This window comes from Pseudomonas sp. R37(2017) (genome assembly GCF_002113375.1).
Lineage (GTDB): Bacteria > Pseudomonadota > Gammaproteobacteria > Pseudomonadales > Pseudomonadaceae > Aquipseudomonas.
Genome location: NZ_NEHO01000049.1, coordinates 1 through 865 on the forward strand (window position 1 = coordinate 1; position 865 = coordinate 865).

Genomic DNA, 865 nt, shown 5'->3' on the forward strand with positions numbered 1-865 from the left:
CGAGCTGAACTGGCCGCTGACGCTGAGGGTGGTGTCCTCCTGCACGGCACCGGCATCGTTGCCGGTGGCAAAACTGAGCACCGGTGCGTCATTGCTGCCGGTGACGGTGACGGTCACCAGCTGGGTATCCACGCCACCGAGGCCGTCGCTGACCTGCACCGTGAACACCTCGTTGTGGCTCTCGCCGGCCTTCAGCGATTGCACCGCACTGGCAACGCCGTCGCTGCCGTTGGCCAGGGTGTAGGTCCACTGGCCGCTGGTGTTCACGGCGATTGAGCCGTAGGTGCCGGTGGACGCGCCATTGATGGTCCAAGTCGCGGTGGCATCGTGATCGATGTCAGTCGAACTGAACTGGCCGCTGACGCTGAGCGTGGTGTCCTCCTGCACGGCACCGGCATCGTTGCCGGTGGCAAAACTGAGCACCGGTGCGTCGTTGCTGCCGGTGACAGTGACGGTCACCAGCTGGGTATCGACACCATCGAGGCCATCGCTGACCTGCACCGTAAACACTTCATCGTGACTCTCGCCGGCTTTCAGCGATTGCACCGCACTGGCAACGCCATCGGTGCCATTGGCCAGGGTGTAAGTCCATTGGCCGCTGTTGTCCACGGCGATCGAACCGTAGGTGCCGATATTTGCCCCGGCAATACTCCAGGTCGCCGTGGCATCGTGATCGATATCGGTCGAGCTGAACTGACCGCTGACGCTGAGCGCGGTGTCTTCCTGCACGGCGCCGGCATCATTGCCAGTGGCGAAGCTGAGCACGGGTGCGTCATTGCTGCCAGTGACGGTGACGGTCACCAGCTGGGTGTCGACGCCGCCGAGGCCGTCGCTGACCTGCACCGTAAACACCTCGTTGTGACTC

The 865-nt window shown here is 63.6% G+C and carries 1 protein-coding gene; it reads right to left on the reverse strand.

The window, feature by feature from the left end; translation table 11 throughout:
- The coding region (locus CAG47_RS27610; protein ID WP_218190695.1) for a VCBS domain-containing protein at positions 1–865 on the reverse strand (865 nt) is incomplete at both ends.